General features: G+C 34.7%; 18 protein-coding genes, 1 tRNA gene and 1 other RNA gene. 9 read left to right on the plus strand and 11 right to left on the minus strand.

Annotation, left to right across the window (positions count from 1 at the left end; genetic code table 11):
• Positions 1-1,005 carry an SGNH/GDSL hydrolase family protein gene (locus tag DMB95_RS03415; protein ID WP_142930930.1) on the plus strand — a complete coding sequence of 335 codons (1,005 nt, stop codon included), beginning with the start codon at positions 1-3 and terminating at the stop codon, positions 1,003-1,005.
• Entirely contained in the window at positions 1,002-2,189 is a 1,188-nt protein-coding gene (locus DMB95_RS03420; protein WP_142930931.1) for a GDSL-type esterase/lipase family protein, read from the plus strand. The genes DMB95_RS03415 and DMB95_RS03420 overlap by 4 nt, the downstream gene beginning before the upstream one ends.
• A gap of 43 nt (positions 2,190-2,232) precedes the next feature.
• Here the strand turns inward: DMB95_RS03420 and DMB95_RS03425 are convergent, their stop codons facing one another.
• From DMB95_RS03425 to DMB95_RS03450, 6 genes are all read right to left on the minus strand, one after another.
• A complete protein-coding gene (locus DMB95_RS03425) occupies positions 2,233-2,979 on the minus strand; it encodes an amino acid ABC transporter ATP-binding protein (protein ID WP_142930932.1) in 747 nt (248 codons plus the stop codon).
• A 1-nt stretch (position 2,980) separates the two neighbouring features.
• Positions 2,981-3,637, minus strand: coding sequence for an amino acid ABC transporter permease (locus DMB95_RS03430; RefSeq protein WP_142930933.1), 657 nt, complete (start codon positions 3,635-3,637; stop codon positions 2,981-2,983).
• Complete coding sequence (locus tag DMB95_RS03435; protein WP_142930934.1) at positions 3,630-4,277, minus strand: amino acid ABC transporter permease; 648 nt, start codon at positions 4,275-4,277, stop codon at positions 3,630-3,632. The genes DMB95_RS03430 and DMB95_RS03435 overlap by 8 nt, the downstream gene beginning before the upstream one ends.
• Positions 4,278-4,371: 94 nt before the next feature.
• Positions 4,372-5,733 carry a glycosyltransferase family 2 protein gene (locus DMB95_RS03440; RefSeq protein ID WP_142930935.1) on the minus strand — a complete coding sequence of 454 codons (1,362 nt, stop codon included), beginning with the start codon at positions 5,731-5,733 and terminating at the stop codon, positions 4,372-4,374.
• 16 nt (positions 5,734-5,749) lie between these two features.
• Positions 5,750-7,195, minus strand: coding sequence for a galactosyltransferase-related protein (locus DMB95_RS03445; RefSeq protein WP_142930936.1), 1,446 nt, complete (start codon positions 7,193-7,195; stop codon positions 5,750-5,752).
• A 25-nt stretch (positions 7,196-7,220) separates the two neighbouring features.
• Complete coding sequence (locus tag DMB95_RS03450; RefSeq protein ID WP_142930937.1) at positions 7,221-7,814, minus strand: Crp/Fnr family transcriptional regulator; 594 nt, start codon at positions 7,812-7,814, stop codon at positions 7,221-7,223.
• A 98-nt stretch (positions 7,815-7,912) separates the two neighbouring features.
• Between DMB95_RS03450 and DMB95_RS03455 the strand changes: the two genes are divergently transcribed.
• Complete coding sequence (locus DMB95_RS03455) at positions 7,913-8,290, plus strand: group III truncated hemoglobin (protein ID WP_137633281.1); 378 nt, start codon at positions 7,913-7,915, stop codon at positions 8,288-8,290.
• A 102-nt stretch (positions 8,291-8,392) separates the two neighbouring features.
• Here the strand turns inward: DMB95_RS03455 and DMB95_RS03460 are convergent, their stop codons facing one another.
• Positions 8,393-9,016 carry a trimeric intracellular cation channel family protein gene (locus tag DMB95_RS03460; protein ID WP_137633280.1) on the minus strand — a complete coding sequence of 208 codons (624 nt, stop codon included), beginning with the start codon at positions 9,014-9,016 and terminating at the stop codon, positions 8,393-8,395.
• A gap of 45 nt (positions 9,017-9,061) precedes the next feature.
• Positions 9,062-9,148, minus strand: a tRNA-Leu gene (locus DMB95_RS03465).
• A gap of 150 nt (positions 9,149-9,298) precedes the next feature.
• On the opposite strand from DMB95_RS03465, the gene flgL reads away from it, so the two are divergent.
• From flgL to DMB95_RS03490, 5 genes are all read left to right on the plus strand, one after another.
• Complete coding sequence (gene flgL, locus DMB95_RS03470; RefSeq protein WP_142930938.1) at positions 9,299-11,542, plus strand: flagellar hook-associated protein FlgL; 2,244 nt, start codon at positions 9,299-9,301, stop codon at positions 11,540-11,542.
• Positions 11,543-11,657: 115 nt separating this feature from the next.
• The gene (locus tag DMB95_RS03475) at positions 11,658-12,038 is read left to right on the plus strand and encodes a FlaG family protein (protein ID WP_137633278.1); all 381 of its coding nucleotides are present in this window, start codon (positions 11,658-11,660) and stop codon (positions 12,036-12,038) included.
• A 3-nt stretch (positions 12,039-12,041) separates the two neighbouring features.
• Entirely contained in the window at positions 12,042-13,970 is a 1,929-nt protein-coding gene (gene fliD / locus DMB95_RS03480; RefSeq protein WP_142930939.1) for a flagellar filament capping protein FliD, read from the plus strand.
• 17 nt (positions 13,971-13,987) lie between these two features.
• On the plus strand, positions 13,988-14,371 hold the full coding sequence (fliS, locus tag DMB95_RS03485) for a flagellar export chaperone FliS (protein WP_137633276.1): 384 nt from the start codon (positions 13,988-13,990) through the stop codon (positions 14,369-14,371).
• Positions 14,352-14,576 carry a hypothetical protein gene (locus tag DMB95_RS03490; RefSeq protein ID WP_137633275.1) on the plus strand — a complete coding sequence of 75 codons (225 nt, stop codon included), beginning with the start codon at positions 14,352-14,354 and terminating at the stop codon, positions 14,574-14,576. The genes fliS and DMB95_RS03490 overlap by 20 nt, the downstream gene beginning before the upstream one ends.
• 299 nt (positions 14,577-14,875) lie before the next feature.
• Here the strand turns inward: DMB95_RS03490 and efp are convergent, their stop codons facing one another.
• Positions 14,876-15,445, minus strand: coding sequence for an elongation factor P (gene efp, locus DMB95_RS03495; protein WP_142930940.1), 570 nt, complete (start codon positions 15,443-15,445; stop codon positions 14,876-14,878).
• Between the two features lie 83 nt (positions 15,446-15,528).
• Between efp and rnpB the strand changes: the two genes are divergently transcribed.
• Positions 15,529-15,848, plus strand: an RNA gene (gene rnpB / locus DMB95_RS03500) — RNase P RNA component class A.
• 158 nt (positions 15,849-16,006) lie between these two features.
• On the opposite strand, the gene DMB95_RS03505 is transcribed toward rnpB, so the two are convergent.
• Positions 16,007-16,666: a flagellar basal body-associated FliL family protein gene (locus DMB95_RS03505; RefSeq protein WP_142930941.1), complete on the minus strand. Its 660-nt coding sequence runs from the start codon at positions 16,664-16,666 to the stop codon at positions 16,007-16,009.
• A complete protein-coding gene (locus DMB95_RS03510) occupies positions 16,663-17,985 on the minus strand; it encodes an ATP-dependent DNA helicase (RefSeq protein WP_142930942.1) in 1,323 nt (440 codons plus the stop codon). The genes DMB95_RS03505 and DMB95_RS03510 overlap by 4 nt, the downstream gene beginning before the upstream one ends.
• Positions 17,986-17,989 lie beyond the last annotated feature (4 nt).

Below are 17,989 nucleotides of genomic sequence, written 5' to 3' on the forward strand. Positions count from 1 at the left end.
ATGAAAATTTTTAGATTTTTCTTTGTGATCCTAAGCACTTTTTTCATCGTTGCTTTTGTGATGAATAAAAGCATAGCCTCGTATTTAGAGCAAAAATATCACTTGCACGTAGCTTTTCAAAATGATATTTTAGATGAAGCAAACAGCTTTAAAGTAAAGCTTGAACAAATTCGAGCTGTGCTAAGCAATGATACCCAAGCCTTGCATTATGGCTCTTTGAGTGAATTTAGCACAAATGATATAAATGCAAGTTTTAATGAAACTTATCTTATCGATGAGCTTGATGAAAATTTAAGCAAAATAACACTTGAGCTTGACAAAAACACAAGCATTCAAAACTATGATACAAATTTAAGCTCCATTCCAAGCAAGCTTGTGATCCAAAAAGGCGAGGAGTTCTTGCTGATAGGGGATTCTTTAATGCAAGGTGTAGCTTTGGCTTTGACAAGAGATTTAAGCAAGCTTAAGATCAAAAGCACGAATTTAAGCAAACAAAGCACAGGCTTAAGCTATAAAAGCTATTTTAACTGGGCAAGTGCGACTCAAGCAGCATTTGTGGAAAATAAGAACTTAAAATATCTTGTTGTCTTACTTGGCGCAAATGATCCTTGGGACATTAAATTTGGGGGCAAATACCAAGCCTTTAACAGCGAGCAGTGGCGTGAAATTTATACCAGTCGCGTTGATGAGATTATCAAAATCGCTAAACTTCACAATGCTAAGGTTTTATGGTATGAAATTCCTCCAGTGAAAAAAGACAGTCTTAATGAAAAAATCAAAATCTTAAATGAAATTTATCGTAGCGAAAACCTTAAAAATAACGAAATTTTCATTCAAACAACGCAAGCTTTAAGTGAAGACGGCAAGTATTCAAGCTATATTAGAGATGAAAATAACAAAAGCATTAAAATTAGAGCCGATGATGGCACACATTTTAACATAAAAGGCGCAAAACTTATGTCTGAGCTTTTGCTTGAAAAACTTGATACAAACGAGCTTAAATGAAAAAAATCTGTTTTTTTCTTTTGTGCGTTTTTGGGCTTTTTTTTATCAACGCTTGTGTATATATGAGCGTGCCAAAAAGCATACGAGTAAGCCAGCCTATCAGCAAAAAAGAGCTTTTAGACAAACCAAGATCGGCTTTAATCAACTTTGCAAGCTCAAGCGAACTTGAACGCCTAAAAGGATACCTTAGCGATAAAAAAGACTTGAAAATCCGCATTTTTGGCGACTCTCATATGGCAGCTGATTTTTTTTCAAGAGAGCTAAGAAAGCTACTTATAAAAGTCAATGCCATAGGCTTTGCCTACCCTTTACAGCCCAAATACCAACATAATTTAATGTTAGATTATGAAAGCAAGGGCTTTGAGCTGTATAATTCTAAAAACGATAGCACACAAAACTACGCTTTAGGTGGCGTAAGTATAAAAGCTTTAAGAAAAAATGCTTTCGTAAAACTTAGCTCAAATCTCAAAGAACAAAATTTCAAATTTGGCGTCATTTTTGAAAGTAAAAACAAAAAAGAAGCCTTTATACTCAAAGACTCTAAAGGCAAAACTTATACGCTCAAAACAACGCACTCTGGGCTTAACTACAAAGAATTTAACAATATACATTTTCCTATCAGTATCCATGCCCTTGAAAAAGGAGCAAATTTAAACGGCTTTTTTATCTATAATGCGAAAAACAATCTCATACTTGATACGCTTGGTATCAATGGTGCAAGATCTGATTTGTGGCTTAAATGGGATCAAAAAACATTGCCAGCGCAACTTGGCATAATAAAAAGCGATTTTATCATACTTGCATATGGATCAAATGATGTTTTGTTAGGAAATTTCAATAAAACTAAATTTAAAGAAAATTATAAAAATTTCATTACCACACTCAAACAAGCAAGTCCCAATGCTGTGATTTTGCTGATCTCTCCACCAAGTGTTACACAAAAAATCGCTGAAAATTATCAACTTTCAAGCGACTTTTACCCAGTAAGAGATGCACTTTATGAACTCGCAAAAGAGCAAAAACTCTTGCTTTTTGATATGCATAAATTTATGCAAGAAAGCGGAGGCAAAGACTTGTGGATAGAGCAAGGGTATTCAAAAGAAGATGTGCATTTAAGCGTGCAAGGCTATGAGCTTATGGCGGATAAGTTTTATAAGGATTTAAAAGCTTTATTACGCTTTTAATGGCTACATTGCCAAGCTAATATCACCGCACAAAAATTTTACTTTATCTGTTATCTGCACGAAAATCAAATAAATTTAAAAATTTCCTCGCTCTTTGGGTTTTAGGCTGGGTAAAAAACTCCTGCGGACTTGAAATTTCAACGATTTGCCCAGCGTCCATAAATACTATCCTATCAGCCACAGCCCTTGCAAAGCCCATTTCATGTGTAACTATAAGCATACTCATACCATCTTTTGCCAAATTAAGCATAACATCAAGCACTTCACGCACGATTTCTGGATCAAGAGCAGCTGTTACTTCATCAAAAAGCATAAGCTCAGGATTCATACACAAGCTTCTTACTATGGCAATGCGTTGTTTTTGTCCTCCGCTAAGCTCTCTTGGATAGGCTTTAAGCTTGTGCGCTAAGCCTACTTTTTCAAGCCAAGTCATAGCCTCTTGCAAAATTTCTTCTTTTTTGCGTTTTTGCACTTTTAAAGGAGCTAGAAGCAAGTTTTGCTCGACATTTAAGTGATCAAAAAGCTCGTAGGATTGAAAGACCATACCAACTTTTTGGCGAATCTTTTGCCAATCCTTAAAATTGGTATCAATTTTTTCTTTATCAATATAAATTTCTCCACTTGCTATACTTTCAAGTCCATTAACACAGCGTAAAAGCGTGGATTTACCGCACCCACTAGGTCCTAGTATCACCACAACTTCTTTTTTAGCTACACTTAAATTTATATCTTTTAAAACATGGTGTGAGCCGTAGTATTTTTGTAAATGGCTGATCTTTAAAATTTCCATTTTAACTCCATTTTTTTTCTAAAATTTGAGAATACCAAGAAAGCGGATAGCATAATAAAAAATATATAAAAAATATTATACCATAAATGACAAAAGAAGCATAAACATTGCTATGATGAAACTCGATGATTTGCTGCCCTACTTTGACAAGCTCAACTGCTCCGATTAAAAAAGCAAAAGTCGTGCTTTTAATCATTCTAGTAAGTAAATTTATACTTGCTGGAGTTAGACGTCTTAAGGCTTGAGGTAAGATGACAAAAGTATAAAGCTCATAAGTGTTTAAAGCAAGGCTAGCTGCTGATTCGTATTGGTGTTTTGGTATGCTTTGCAGGGCAGCTCGCACCAAATCCATCATCTCAAACACGCCCCAAATGCTAAAGACTAAAATCGCCGCACTCACCGCGCTTAAATTCAAGCCAAACCAACGCGACAAACCAAAATAAATCACAAAAAGCCACACGATCAAAGGCATAACGCGAACAAATTCAAGGCAAAATCTACAAAATGCGTTTATAAAAGGATTTTTAAGATTATAAATTACACCCATAAAAAGCCCGCCCACAGAAGAGATGATGATACTCACAGCAGAAATTTCTAAGGTGATTAAAAGCCCTTCAAGCAGTCTTGAAAAGGTGTTTAAAGTCAGTAATTCAGGCATAACGCAACCTTTTTTCAAGATAGCTTAAAAACAAAGATAAAGGTAAGATTATACATAAATAACTCACAAAAAGCATAAATAAAAGCTCATCTGTCTTATAAGTAAGCGAATTTAAACTCGTCATCGTATAAACAAGATCAGGCAAGGCAATGATAGTAACAACTGAGGTTTCTTTAAATAAAAAAATAGTATTTGCACTAAGACTTGGCATAGCCACGCTTAAAGCTTGAGGCAAGATCACAAAGCGAAACACCTGCCAAGGACTTAAAGCTAAGCTTAAGGCTGCTTCAAACTGCTGTTTTTTTACCGCTTCAATACCAGCTCTTAAACTCTCTGCCATATAAGAACCGCCCAAAAATGAAAGCCCCAAAACCGCACAGCTAAAGCTCTCAAGCCCAAGTCCAAGCCGTCCAAGCCCATAATACAAAAAGAAAAGCTGGATGAGCAAAGGCGTATTTCTTGAAAGCTCTATATACACCCTGCAAATTTGGCTTAAAAGTTTGAACTTAAAATACTGCATTAACACGCAAAAAATGCCTATACACAAAGAAAAGAAAAGCCCCAAAGCAAAAACCTCAAGTGTAAGTAAGGCTGCATTTATAAAATTTGGCGTGTATTTGAGTATAAAATCAAAATCCATCTTTTTCCTCTTAGTAGTTTTTTAAGACTAATTTTAGTCTAAATAAGTTAAAAATTCTTTTAAATTTTCTCATTCTTTTTTATCAAGTGCAAAACTAAAAAGATAATATATTTTTAATACTTGAAAGCTTAGCCCCTAAATTTGAAAACCTCTTTATGCTAGCTTTATTTTTCATTTTCAAAGCATAGATATAGTCTTTATAGCACTCTGGACGCTTAAGATTACTTCGCTTTTTATGGGTGCAAAGAATTTTTATAAATTTAAAAGGCAAGACTAGTTTTTTAAGTCCTTTTGCCTTATTACACTCTTTTGCAAGCTTGTAGCTTAAATATTCTTTAGTTCTTTCAATTGCACCATAAGGCTGAGTTTTTATGAATTTTTTAAGCTCCTTAAGCTCTTTTTTAAAGGTTTGAGGGTCTAAAAGCTCTAAGACAAGAGCTTTATTGCAGACATAAGGTAAAAAAAGCTCTTCTATTTGCCTTGCTAGCTCTTTATCCTTAAAATTATGTGTAAAATGAAGTAGAGCTCTAGCAACTTGCAACCAAGCAAAAGCTTCTTGATATTGCCTCATAAGCTCTAAATTCTCTTTATAACTTACAGAAAAATCATTGCAATAAGTTGATAGTTGTATATCTGCTTTTTTGCGGCTATGATTCATGGAGCTTTTAGGGCGAATGCGGTAATAGTATAGTTTTTGAGGCAAGACAACTATTTTTTGAGCCTCAGCAAATAAAGCTATACCAAAATGCACATCCTCAGTAAAAGATTTTTCAACAAAATGAATCTTAGTGTCTTTTAAAAACTCAAAAGCTATCATACCCTGCCATGCAAACCAAAAAGTTACAATATTTAAACTTCTAGCCCTTTGCAACCATTCTTCAGTGCTTATAATAGACTTTTGAGTAAAAGCAAAATGCTGCATTTGAGTTTGAGTTTTTTTAGCTTTAACCCCATCGAAATAAGGCTGGTAATCAAACCATAAAACATTATAATTTTTAATATTTTTCACAGCTTCTTCTAAGCAATTCAAGGCTAAAAAATCATCTCCATCAAAAAAACAAATATAAGTTATCTTAGAAATTTCAAGTTTTGGCAATGAAGTTTTTTTAAAAAGAGCATAAATATCATTTTTTTCATCTTGATCAAGTTTAAAACAAGCCAAGTTTTCTTTCTTATAACTAAAATAAAAATTTAAAGTCTCGCTAAAATACTCTATACCAACATTACGAGCGCTTCCTTGTCCAGCATTTTTTTTATCAATGAGCGTAATTCTTTTATCTTTTTTTGCATACTCAAAAGCTATGTCAAAGCTCTTATCTGTACTGCCATCATTTACGAGTAAAAGTTCAAAATTTGAATAACTTTGCTTAAGCACACTTTCTATGCAGGCTTTAAGATATTTTTCAATATTATAAATAGGCACAACTATACCTACTTTTGCTTCTTTATTTGTCATCAATACCAGTCCTTTGTCATTTAAAACGCATTTGCGAAATAAATTTAGAGTCCCTAAAGAACTCTTTTGGCGAACACATAAGCTTTCTAAATAGCCTATAAAACTTAGTTTGTGAGAGTTTAGCCTCTAAAAAAGCTGGTAAAAGCTTAAATTTAGTATGCTTAAGCTCATAAATATAAGGCTTAAATATGAGTGATTTTAAAGGATAAAAACTTTTTTTATGAGCTTGAAAATTACTTATTTCTTGAAGTAAATTTTCATTTATAATTTTGCCTTGAAACTCTTTAAAATGCCAAAGTTCAAGCTCATTTTTATCTTTTTGAAGCTCACATACTGCATATTCAAGCCTGTGTTGTTTTATACATTCTAAAAACTGAATTTGAGAAGATAAATAAGACGCATTAAACAAAATCAAAGCAATTTTTTCTTGTTCAAGAAAGCTTAAAAACTCGGTTTCATTTTGAAACTCCTTATATACAAAAGAGCCAAAATACACGCTTGCTATCCTAAAACTTAAAAGTTCCTTACTTAAAACAAGCACCTTTTGATCTTGTGCTTCTTTACGTTGTAACACCTGAGGTAAGCTTTGTAAAAAACTTTGCTCGTCTTTAAAATACTTTTCTAATTTTGTAAAAAATAAACGATGATTGGCTTCTTTGTTGCTTAGATAATTGTTTTGATTAGGCTCAATGTGCCAAAAATGATACACAAAAAGCGAGTAAAAAGCACTTTCATAGCCAAGTAAGGAAAATAAAGCCCTGAAACCTTTAAATTCATTAAAATGCCAGTTTCTACTATCATAAGCTAAATTTGCTGGCATTTTTTCAAAATGCACGCAAGCTTTTAAAGCGCGGGCAAACAAATCAAAATCCTCATAGCCATGCCCCACAAAGCCTTCATCATTGCCACCAAGTTCAAGAAATTTATATTTATGCATTATAAAAGAGCTAGAAAAAAAGGCAAGAAATTTACACATTTTTTGCTCATTAAGCAAATCATTTTGCACTAAAGTATCCCAAAAATTTGGACTTTGGCTAAGCAAAAACTCACTTGCTTCTTGTTTAAGATAAATACAAGGAAGCAACAATAAAGCATTTGGGTTTGCATCAATGCCCTTTACACATATAAGCTCAAGGAGTTTTGCAAGACTTTGAGGTGAAATTTCACAATCTACGTCTAAAAACATCACCACATTTGCCCTAGCATTGATTGCACCTAAATTTCTACATTTGCCTTGAGAAAAATATACTTGAATTTCGTCTTTGATATAAATATGTCCAGACTTTACAATACACTCTTTTACACTCTCATCAAAGCAACTTGAAAAGCCCTCAACAAAGATATACTCCACCTTCTCATCGCTTTTATAAGCACAAGCTTTTTGCAATACTCTTTCTTTGATATAAGCTCGCTCAACACTTAAGCCAAAGGGGATAATGATACTTAGCTTGGGATTTTTCATAGCATTATTGTAACAAAATCTGCCTTTATAAAAGCTTGAAAAGTTCGTTTTTGTTTGTGATTTTAATCTTGCCCTTGTGCGTATCGATTAAAGCTTTATTTTTAAGCTCTTTAATCAATCTTGAAAGAGATTCAGCTCTTGAATTAAGCTTTTGTGCGATTTGTTTTTGCGTCAAAGAGCTTAAATTTGCTTCATTTTCAAGTAAAAAATATAGGAATTTTTGCCTTAAATCAAGACTTTGGGTACCAAGCTCTTTTTCTAAAATTTGAATCTTTTTAAACAAAGAGCTAATAAGCATTAAAGCGATTTTTGAATCCTCTTGACAAAGAGTCTTAAACTGCTTAAAATCAAGCTCTAAAATTTCACTTTCCTTTTCACAAATAGCACTTGCTGGATAGTTTAAGCCCTCAAATGCTGGCATTTCGGCGATAAAAGATATAGGCGTAAAATGATGGATACTTAGTTCCTTTCCTGCAGCTAAAGTCTTATAAACCCTTACTTCTCCGCTTAGCAAGATAAAAAATAATTCTGCTTTTTCACCTTCAAAAAACAAAATATTTCCTTTTTGATATCGCTTTTTTCTCCCTATGCGAAGAAAAATTTCAAGCACATTTTGCATATTTTTCCCTAGTTTTTTTATCTTAATTTTAACACAAATCAATAATTTTTAAAGAAAATTTTCTTATACTTTAGCTTCAAATTTAACAAGGAGAAAAAATGAAGTTAGATACTATAAATAAAGAAGGTATCGATCGTTTAATGGAAATTTTTTATGAAAAGATTAGACGCGATAAGGATTTAGGAGCGATTTTTAACGCTAAGGTTGGCACAGATGATGAAGCATGGCAAAACCATAAAGCAAAAATCAGTAATTTCTGGCAGGGTATGCTTTTAGGACAAGGTGATTATAACGGACAGCCTATGAAGGCTCATATTGAGTTACCGCCTTTTCCGCGTGAGTTTTTTGATACTTGGTTAAAACTTTTTGAAGAAAGCTTAAATCAAGTTTTTAACGAAGAAATGAGTGCGGTGATCTTGCAAAGAGCGCAAATGATCGCTAGAAATTTTCAAAATGTTTTATATGCTGGGCGTTAAGGCGTATTGAAAACAAAATCGATCTTAAGTTTATACTTTTGCTTTGTGTGAGGTGTAAATTTAAGATTTATATGTTTAAAAGCACAAAAATAAGCAAGTTTTTTACTCTTTATTTTTATACTCATACGAAAACACGGGCAAAGCCCAACCATAACAAATCGCTAAAAGTCTAAAAGCAACGCCAAAAAAAAGAGTGATTAAAGTAGTGCCTAAGCTGTTAAATTTGACAAATTCTATCAAAATATAATACAAAGCCCCAGCACTCATCGAAACAGCAGCATAAAGCTCTTTTTGAAAGACAAGAGGGATTCTCGCACACAATGTATCTCTTAAAATTCCACCAAATACACCAGTAATCACAGCTGCACTCACAGCGATGATAAAGCCATAACCCTCTGCTATAGCTATACTTGCTCCTAAGATACTAAACACCACAAGCCCAACCGCATCAAGAGCCAAAAAAAGCCCCTCAAGGCGAGTGATGAGACGCGGAATTTGAGTTGTGATGAGCGCACAAATACAGATTAAGATCACATATTCAGGATGAGCTACCCAAGTTAAAGGATAGTGTCCTAAAAGTATATCTCTAATGCTTCCTCCACCAATAGCTGTAACCAAAGCGATAAAGATCACACCAAACAAATCCATCTTATGCCGCCCAGCAGCAATCGCTCCTGTCATCGCTTCAGCAGAAATTCCAATGATATAAAGTGTAGTTAAAAGCATAAATTTTCTTAAAAGTGTATTGCAAATTTGCAAAATGTCAGTTCATGGTGCCCAAGGTCGGACTCGAACCGACACAAGGTTGCCCTTACTAGATTTTGAGTCTAGCGCGTCTACCAGTTTCACCACTTGGGCTTATTAAAAAGTGAGATTATACACTATTTAAATTTAAAAAAGACTTTAAAGCTTCAAAAAAAATATTTTTAGCCGATTTAGCCTTAAATTTAAAAAATGGAACTCTTTTTGCTTGTATTAAGCAAAAGAAACCATGATCAAGGACAAACAATGCGAATCACTAATCAGCTCACAAATTACCATTCGATCAGCTCCGTCCAGCAAGCTATGTCAAATTTTTACAAAGTTAGCAACCAAGTCAGCACAGGCTTGCAAATTCAAAACTCCTTTGAATCAGCAAACACCTATATAGACAACACTCGTCTTGAATACGAACTTAAAACCCTAGAACAAGTCGAAAAGGCTGCCTCGCTTGCCAATGAAATGACAAAAAACACAGACAAAGCCTTAGGCGATATCGTTTCGCTTATCGAGCAATTTAAAGTCAAAGTAACTCAAGCAGCAAGCGATAGTCAAACACAAACTTCAAGAGAAGCCATAGCAAAAGAACTCACCCGCATCAAAGAAGAGATTGTAAATATCGCAAATACAAGTGTTAATGGGCAGTTTTTATTCTCAGGATCGCTTAGTGGCACAAAGCCTTTTGATCAATCAGGAAATTATTATGGCGATAATAAATCAATGAATATCGTTACAGGAGACAGCACACAAAGCGCTTACAATGTCTCAGGTTATGATCTTTTTTACAAAGCAGACAATGACTTTAAAAAGCAAATTACCACAAATGTAAGCTTTACAGACAATCGCTATGATTTAAATCAAAACCCAGATAAAACAACCTATCTTGATGGCAATGCTGCGATTAGAAATTTAATAGGACTTGGCTATGTAAGGGAAAACAATCCTCCTCTTGATCCAACAACGGATTTTGAAACAACACCAAAAGACTTTCCACCAACCGCCCTTTATGTGCAAGGCACAAGACCAGATGGGACGAGCTTTAAAAGTGCTGTGCTTATGCAGCCAGGCGATACTTTACAAGGTATGCTTGATAAAATCGGCGCATTGTATGGCAACACCGATACAAATAAAGTCGTTGATATCAGCATTAACAATAGCGGGCAAATTCAAATCACAGACTTAAAACAAGGCAATAACACTCTTGATTTTCACGCTGTGGCTTTTACTCCGCAGGTTCAAAACTCTACTGAATTAGATCGTATCAATGAGGATTTGCAAGCTCAAGGAAACAGCTTAACAGACTTGACAAATATAGTTATGCAACAAGCCTTAGGAGCAAATGGCGATCTTACTAATCTTACAAGTCCGGTAAATATAGGCATAAACGGAAATAACTACTCTATAAGCTTGCAACAAACTGATTTTATCTTTAGTAAGATGACTGATACGCTTGGCAATGCAACAAATGGGGCAGATTATGATAATGTCTTTTTTGAAACAAGTGGCAACAAGGTTATAGGCAATATCTCACAAATCACAAAAGCAGATGGAGTGTATGCTACAGCTTCAACCAAACTTAGCGAAGTCGCAACAGGAGATTTAGCAAATACTACGCTAAATTTAGTCGTCAATTCAAAAGGCGGAAACACCTATAATGTCACTATTGACTTAGGAAATTCAAGCGTAAGCTATGAAGATCCAGCAAATCCGGGGCAAAATATCACTTTTCCTATCATGCATACTAATCCAGCTACTTCAAATAATGGTGTAGTAACTCCAAGCAATGATATTACTTATAAGCAACTCAATGATGTCATAGGGCTTTTTGCTTCAGATCAAATGCCAACAGCAACCATACCAGTAAATGCAAACCAAGTTACAGCAGCTGATTTTCAAACCTACAATACCGCTTTGCAAAATTCAAAATCAACCGTTGAAGTTAGCCTTGATTATAAAGGACGCATTACGATTACTGATAAGCTTTCAACCGGCACAAACATAGGCGTAGCTATGCACGATAGCCAAAGCACGCAGTTTCCAGCTCTACCGCTTACCACCACAGCTCAAGTAACAGATGGTGCGGCTTTATCCTTTAGTGCAAATAATGCTTTAATCATTGATGAGCCTCATGTTGATCTTATAAAAGACTTAGAACTGATGATTGATTCTGTTTTAGAAGGCAATATGAGAGCTGATTCTGAAGGTAAAGATCCAAGAAATACAGGTATGCAAGGAGCGCTTGAAAGGCTTGATCATTTAGGCGAACATTTAAGAAAACAAAGAACGCAAATCGGTGCAAGTGCAAAAGCTATCGAGGATACTGAATCAAGAGTAAAACTTTTAAAAGTCAATATCCAAAGCGTAAAATCAGAAGTCATTGATACTGATCTTGCTGAAGCGCTTACACAGATGATGCAAACACAGCTTACCTATCAAGCAGCGATGAAAGCTTCAACAACGCTTTCTCAGCTCAGTTTGCTTAATTATATGTAAAAGAGCTTTGCTATAAATTTAAAAAAATGCAAAAAATTTATGAAAAAAGCTTCAAATTTATTTTTTGTAGCCGATATAGTCTTTTAAGGAAAGACTATTTTTAAAAGGACTTAAAATGGAAATAGCAAAGATAAATGGCTCAAACTTGGATTTATCCATGAGTAAGCTTACAACAAGTCAAGCGCAAAATGCTTCGCCAAGGCAAAGTATTCACAATGCTGTGCAAAACACACAACAAAGCAGTGGCGATTCGCAAAACGATCAGCTTGCTAAGGATAAGGATTTAAACCAAATTGCGCAGAATTTAAACGAGCAAATGAAGTCTTTAGATACAAACATTCGTTTTGCATATAGCGATAAGATAGAAGGACTTTATATCAGTGTCACTGAAAAGGACACAGGTAGGGTTATCCGCCAAATTCCTAGCGAAGAGGCGATGAAAATGGCTGAACACTTTAAAAACGCCATAGGCTTAATATTTGATAAGGAGGGTTAAACAATGGCACTAGGTTCTTTAGGAAGCATAGGTATAGCTTCAAGCGTTTTAACAACAGAAACTTTAAATAAACTCAAAGAGGCTGAAGAGGGAAATATCATCAAGCCTTATACCACAAAAATGGAAAAAAACACCGCTAAGCAAACAGCAATTACTGAGCTTAACACCAAACTTTTATCTTTTCAAACTGCTGTTTCTTCACTAGGAGATGCAACAGCTTTTGCCAAAAGAACGGTAAATGCCAGCGTAACAGGTGATAGTGCTGCAGCGAGCTTAAGTGCAAGTAGCGGGGTAAGCACACAAAGTTTGAGTGTAAAAGTTGATCAAATCGCTCAAAAAGATGTGTTTCAAAGCAAAGGCATTACTGCTGATACAGATAGAGTTTTACAAAGCGGACAAAATGCAACAAGCTTTACTATCGTGCAAGGCAATAGCAAATACACCATTAGAGTTGATGCAAATACAACTTATGCGGACTTAGCTGAAAAAATCAACTCAGCAACAAGTGGAAATGTCCAAGCTAAACTTGTAAAAACAGGTGAGGCAAATACACCTTATCGTCTTACTTTATCAAGCAAAGAAACAGGCACAGACAATGCAATCAAGCTCGTTGATGGTGATGGCACACTTGATAAGGCTGGAAATTTTAACTCAACTCAAGCTTCGGCTGATTTGCTTGCTAATCTTGGTTGGGAACTTGATAAAACAACAACTAATGGCAAAGAAGGCTATGCTATAAAAGATCCAAATGGGGAATATCATATCAAAAAAGCTCAAAATGCTGAATTTACACTTGATGGTGTAAAAATGATACGCCAAAGCAACGAAGTTAAAGATATAGGTGCTGGACTTACTTTAACACTTAAAAAAGCAGGCGAAATTAACTTTGATATCAAGCAAGATACTGAAGCTTTAGGCACAGCTATGGAAGAACTTGTTGAAAAATACAACGATCTTATGACTCAACTTGAAACAGCGACTAAATACGACACTGAAACAGGTGTGGCTGGTGAATTACAAGGCTTAAGTATAGTCACAAGTATAAGATCAAATATCGTCAATTCACTCTTTCAAAGCCAAGCTGTAGAAGGAACAGAGCTTGATGAAAATGGAAATTCAAAAGCTACAACTGTTATGCTTTCTATGCAGGATTTTGGTTTGACACTCAGCCAAACAGGAACTCTAAGCTTTGATAAAAGCACTTTTGATGAGAAAATAGCTGAGGATATTGACTTGGCTGAGAGATTTTTTGCTGGAACAAGTGGCTTTGAAGAACTCGAAGTTACAGGTTCAGCAACTCAAGCGAAATTTGATGCAGATATAGACTTTACAGGTAAAGAATTTAAAATCACTTTCAATGATAAAACCTATGATTTATCCAAAGATAAAGATGGCAATGTCTTTGAACTCAAAGGAGGCACACCAGAAGAAAGAGCTCAAAAGCTCATCGATCATATCAATAGCTTTGGTATAGAAGATTTAAAAGTATCTATGCAAGAGCTTACCATTGGTGTGGATGCTAAAGGTGACCCTGTTAAAGGCTATGCAATCAAATTCAAAAGCGATAATGGCTCAGACTTTGAACTTACTGGTGATAAAGATGTGCTTGAAAAAATGGGCTTAGAAGCAACTAAAGTTACACCACAAATCGAGCAAGGCACAGGCGTTTTTGCTGATCTAAAAAGTGTGCTTGAGGGTGTAACAAGCACAAAAAGTGCAAGCAAAGGTTCTTTGACACTTTATAGCGAACAGCTTACTGCTGAAAACAAAGCGATGAAAGAGTCAAAAGAAAAATCTCAAGCAAGCATAGACGCGCGTTATGAGACTATGGCAGAGCAATGGATACAATATGATAGGATCATTTCCAAGCTCCAAACACAAGGGCAGTATATTACTCAAATGATAAACGCTCAAAACAGCAACAGTCAATAATTTAAGAGGAACAAACAATGAATAGTCTTGCATATAATGCCTACTCTCAAAACCAAGTTGGTATAGAATCACCACAAAAATTGGTTGAAATGCTGTATGAGGGGCTTTTACGTTTTTGCTCTCGTATCAAAGTTTGTATTAAAAATGAAGATATAGAACAAAGAGTGTATTATGTTAAACGCGCTACTGCGATTTTTATCGAGCTTTTAAATAGTCTTGATTATGAAAAAGGTGGCGATGTGGCATATTACCTTAGTGGGCTTTATACAAGAGAAATTCAACTTCTGGCTTTAGCAAATCTTAAAAATGATGAAGCTAAGGTTGATGAAGTGATTAATGTCGTCAAAGGCTTACTTGAAGCTTGGCGTGAGGTTCATGAAAATGCAAGCGTGGCTCAGTAATTTAAAACTTGCTGTTATAGAAGAAGATATAAGTGCTCTTGAAGATTTGCTTGATAGCTTTGCGCCTCAAAATATGAATACTCAAGAGCTCATAGAAGCAAAGGCTTTGATCGAAGAAGCCTTTGTTCTTATGCAAAACAAAAAAGCCGTCCTTGCAGTAAATATGAAAAAATTTCAAAGAGCAAAAGAATTTCTTAAATCCTAAAACCCCATATCCTATCATCATAAAGAAAACTTGACTTTTAAAACAAATTGCATAGAAAACAACAAAACATAAATACACTTCATTTTTATCATTATCAGGTTAAAGTCATATTTAAAAAAAAGCAACATGAGGATAAGAAATTAAAATCAAAATATAAAACAAACGATAAAAAATTCTAAAAAGTTCCAAAAAGCTAAATCAAGCCTACTCAGTTTTGTTTTTTGTAGGCTTATATATTTATCTTGTTTGCAAGGTTTTTGTGGTTATAAAATAAAGTAAAAAGCTAGATAAAAGAAAGCTTATTTGCTTGCTTTTCCTAGATACTCCCCACTTGTAGTATCCACACGCACCACCTCGCCTTCTAAAACATGAAAAGGAATTTGCACCACAGCTCCTGTTTCAAGTGTAGCTGGCTTTTTGTTTGAGCCTTGGGTATCGCCTTTGAAATTCGGGGCAGTTTCTATGATTTTAAGCTCAACAACTTGCGGCACTTCCACGCCTATAGCTTTGCCATTGTGAAAGAGTACATCAACCATCATACCATCAAGTAGCCATTTTTTAGCATCTGCAACATCTTCATCACTAATACCCACTTGCTCATAAGTTTCAGTATCCATAAATTGACAATTTTCACCATCATCATACAAATACTGCATTTTTTTATCTTCTAAATTTGGAGCTTCACATTTATCGCCTGCATGAAAGGTTTTTTCAAGCACCTTACCATCGATAAAAGACTTGATTTTAATACGCACAAAAGCTGGTCCTTTGCCCGGTTTTACATGTTGGTATTCAACGATTTTAAAAGGTATGCCCTCAATTTCTATCTTTAAGCCCTTTTTCAAATCACCCATAGAATAAGTCGCCATTTTTGTCCTTTTTGGTAAAATTAAAAGTCTTATTCTATCAAATTTTAAATTAAACTCAGCAAAATTTCGCTAAAATACACCCTCAAGCATAGTAAATGCTCGCTTTTACAAAAAGAGGAAAGTCCGAGCTGCAAAAGACAAACATTGTATCTAACAGATACCAGCAGTAATGCTAGGGAAAGTGCAACAGAAAGCAAACTACCATGAATTTGGTAAAGGTGAAACGGTGGGGTAAGAGCCCACCAGCGAATTTGGTGACATTTTCGGCTTTGTAAACCCAATGTGCAGCAAGAAGGGATGGTTAGAGTCTTTGAGAAAACCCTTCGCTTGATTTTGTTTGTGAAAACAAAACCAGATAAATGAGCATTCACGACAGAACTCGGCTTATCGCTATGCTTTGATTTTATTTAGCTTTATTGCTAGATACTGACTTATTTCATTTTTGGCTTTAAAAGCTTGCTTTTTAAGTTTTGCGTTTCTTTTTTAAATTTTAGAGCTGCAAAATCAAACAAAAAGCATGTATTTTCACCCTACAAAGCCTTTTTACTTTTAAATTTAAACTTAAAAACTTAAATTTGAATCAAGGCTGATATTTTTATCTTTAAGCTGAAGCATTTTTGGTAAAGCCTCATAACTTGGTAGTTCTAAAGCCTTAGGATCGATACTATCTACACTCAAATTTTGCGTGTCGATATCTGGCACTAAAAGTGAGCTTGGATCGCTTAGAGCTTTAATTTCTGGTATTTTAAGATCATCTGGGACTTTAAGATCAAAGGTACTGGTATTTTTTTCTTCATCTTTTTTGATGATTTTTTGGGCGATTTCTTTTTGTTCATCGCTTACTTCAGTATCTTTTAAAAAGTTTTTAAGCTCTTCTATATCAAATTTTTCTATACCTTTTAAGGCTAAGATATACACTCCATCGATCTCAAGCTTGTATTTTTTGTTAATAAAACGTTGCAAAGTCTCTTTAAATCTTAGTTTACCAAGCTCAGTAAAAAGATCTTCATAAAAAAAGCTTGAAATGATAGTATTGCTCGCATCGATAATCTTGCTTTCATTTTCCTTCACATTTTTGCCCTCAAATTCAAGGCTGATTTGCACCTTTTTAAGTGTGTTTTTGCCTGCCTTGCTATAAATTTCAGTGCGTAAATTTTCTATTTTTAAACTTTGACTGAATACAAACAAAGGCAAAAATAAAAACAAAACTATCTTTTTCATTCCACTTCCTTTTCAAGATCGATAAAATCAGCTTTTTTATAAAAATCAAGAGCATTTTCATCAAGCTTTAAAGCCTTGATAAAATGAGCCTTAAAGTCCTTACCCTCATATACAAGCTTTAAATTTTGTGGCTGACTTGCTCTTGAAAGCGCTACATAAAGCTGGGCATTTTCAAAAATCCAGCCTATATCACACACTAAACGCGCTATACTCATACCCTGAGCCTTATGAATGGTGATAGCATAAGCAAGCTTAATGGGAAACTGACTCACACTTGCAAGCACCCTATCATCATCGCTTAAATCCTCAAGAGTAAAGCTATAGCGATCAAGATAGATTAATTCGCCATTATCCTTTTCAATCTCGATTAAGTCCTTGCCCTGCTCATTTACAAAAGCACTGACCTTGCCCTGCTCGCCGTTAAAATACCCTGCTTCGTAATTATTTATGCAAAATACTATTTTTGCTCCCACTTTAAGCTTTAAATTCTCGCTCACATTAAGGCTTTTTCGCCATTTTTCAAAACTAAGCTCGTCTAAATTTGCATCATTTTTCACAGCCAAAGCCTTAAATTCAAAAAGCTTGCCTTCAAGTTTGTTTAATTTTTCATTATTGATAAGCTCGGCTTTTTTATTTGTGGAGCAAAGCAAAGTATAATCATCATCTATCCTAGAAAGCTCTTGTTTTGAGATGAGTAAATTTTCAAAATAAGTCAAAAGCTCCTCATTAACCCTACCCTGCCTTAAATTTGAAAGATGATTATAAAAAAGCAAATCATTTGTCCGCTTTGCACTCTTTAAAAAGACATTTTTAAAAGCAAAATCCGCCCAAGAAAGTGAAGAAAAAGCATAATACGCCCCAGAAAAAAGGCTTTTTTCACTGATTTGCTCTTTTTTAAGCACAGGAGGAAGCTGTAAAAAGTCCCCTACAACCAAAACCTTGCCTTGAAACTGACTCGTTCTTAAGCGAAAAGCAAAGAGCTCAAACAACTCAGCACTCACCATAGAAATTTCATCAATGATAAGCAAATCAAGATTTTTAAGGATTTTTTGAAGCTTGACAAGCTTTTCTTTTTGCTTTTTATCAAGCTTTAAAAGCTCATCTAAGGTATTACAAATTCCTAAAGCAAAGAAGCTGTGTAGAGTAACACCGCTGATATTAAAAGCTGAAATAGCTGTTGAACCAAGTGCAATGACATTTTTGCCACTTAGTCTTAAATCCTTTTTTAAAGCGTTTACAAGATGAGACTTACCAACCCCAGCCCCACCGCTTAAAAAAACATTGTTATTTTGTAAAATTTGCTTGAGGTAATTTACCATTTTC

It is taken from the genome of Campylobacter sp. MIT 12-8780 (assembly GCF_006864535.1).
In the GTDB taxonomy this organism is placed as follows: Bacteria; Campylobacterota; Campylobacteria; order Campylobacterales; family Campylobacteraceae; genus Campylobacter_D.

What these genes read in the sequence shown, in the direction of transcription:
- DMB95_RS03415 (WP_142930930.1), top strand. Translation starts at nt 1, where the DNA reads ATGAAAATTTTTAGATTTTTCTTTGTGATCCTAAGCACTTTTTTCATC.
- DMB95_RS03420 (WP_142930931.1), top strand. Translation starts at nt 1,002, where the DNA reads ATGAAAAAAATCTGTTTTTTTCTTTTGTGCGTTTTTGGGCTTTTTTTT.
- DMB95_RS03425 (WP_142930932.1), bottom strand. Translation starts at nt 2,979, where the DNA reads ATGGAAATTTTAAAGATCAGCCATTTACAAAAATACTACGGCTCACAC.
- DMB95_RS03430 (WP_142930933.1), bottom strand. Translation starts at nt 3,637, where the DNA reads ATGCCTGAATTACTGACTTTAAACACCTTTTCAAGACTGCTTGAAGGG.
- DMB95_RS03435 (WP_142930934.1), bottom strand. Translation starts at nt 4,277, where the DNA reads ATGGATTTTGATTTTATACTCAAATACACGCCAAATTTTATAAATGCA.
- DMB95_RS03440 (WP_142930935.1), bottom strand. Translation starts at nt 5,733, where the DNA reads ATGACAAATAAAGAAGCAAAAGTAGGTATAGTTGTGCCTATTTATAAT.
- DMB95_RS03445 (WP_142930936.1), bottom strand. Translation starts at nt 7,195, where the DNA reads ATGAAAAATCCCAAGCTAAGTATCATTATCCCCTTTGGCTTAAGTGTT.
- DMB95_RS03450 (WP_142930937.1), bottom strand. Translation starts at nt 7,814, where the DNA reads ATGCAAAATGTGCTTGAAATTTTTCTTCGCATAGGGAGAAAAAAGCGA.
- DMB95_RS03455 (WP_137633281.1), top strand. Translation starts at nt 7,913, where the DNA reads ATGAAGTTAGATACTATAAATAAAGAAGGTATCGATCGTTTAATGGAA.
- DMB95_RS03460 (WP_137633280.1), bottom strand. Translation starts at nt 9,016, where the DNA reads ATGCTTTTAACTACACTTTATATCATTGGAATTTCTGCTGAAGCGATG.
- flgL (WP_142930938.1), top strand. Translation starts at nt 9,299, where the DNA reads ATGCGAATCACTAATCAGCTCACAAATTACCATTCGATCAGCTCCGTC.
- DMB95_RS03475 (WP_137633278.1), top strand. Translation starts at nt 11,658, where the DNA reads ATGGAAATAGCAAAGATAAATGGCTCAAACTTGGATTTATCCATGAGT.
- fliD (WP_142930939.1), top strand. Translation starts at nt 12,042, where the DNA reads ATGGCACTAGGTTCTTTAGGAAGCATAGGTATAGCTTCAAGCGTTTTA.
- fliS (WP_137633276.1), top strand. Translation starts at nt 13,988, where the DNA reads ATGAATAGTCTTGCATATAATGCCTACTCTCAAAACCAAGTTGGTATA.
- DMB95_RS03490 (WP_137633275.1), top strand. Translation starts at nt 14,352, where the DNA reads ATGCAAGCGTGGCTCAGTAATTTAAAACTTGCTGTTATAGAAGAAGAT.
- efp (WP_142930940.1), bottom strand. Translation starts at nt 15,445, where the DNA reads ATGGCGACTTATTCTATGGGTGATTTGAAAAAGGGCTTAAAGATAGAA.
- DMB95_RS03505 (WP_142930941.1), bottom strand. Translation starts at nt 16,666, where the DNA reads ATGAAAAAGATAGTTTTGTTTTTATTTTTGCCTTTGTTTGTATTCAGT.
- DMB95_RS03510 (WP_142930942.1), bottom strand. Translation starts at nt 17,985, where the DNA reads ATGGTAAATTACCTCAAGCAAATTTTACAAAATAACAATGTTTTTTTA.